Here is a 262-nt window from a genome sequence, read left to right as displayed (position 1 = left end):
AAAAAAACCTCATTCAACTTAATGAATGAGGTTTTATAAATACTGAATTTATTTCAGTACAAAAAAAGGCGATGACATACTCTCCCATCTTACGATAGTACCATCTGCGCTAATAGGCTTAACTGCTCTGTTCGGAATGGGAAGAGGTGAGCCCTATTGCAATAATCACCTTAAGGTTGTCAATCCTGAACTTGTTTCAGAACCCTATATGTTAACATATTGATCTAAATAATAATACTTCTTTTTATTTCTTGAGCATCCT

1 rRNA gene is annotated in these 262 nt (G+C 34.0%); it reads right to left on the bottom strand.

Annotated features, from left to right (window positions below):
* Positions 1-63 precede the first annotated feature (63 nt).
* A 5S ribosomal RNA gene (rrf, locus tag Q4548_RS16865) occupies positions 64-173 on the bottom strand.
* Positions 174-262 lie beyond the last annotated feature (89 nt).

It is taken from the genome of Wenyingzhuangia sp. 2_MG-2023 (assembly GCF_030548295.1).
Taxonomy (GTDB): domain Bacteria; phylum Bacteroidota; class Bacteroidia; order Flavobacteriales; family Flavobacteriaceae; genus Wenyingzhuangia.
This window is presented reverse-complemented; position numbering and strand designations above follow the sequence as displayed.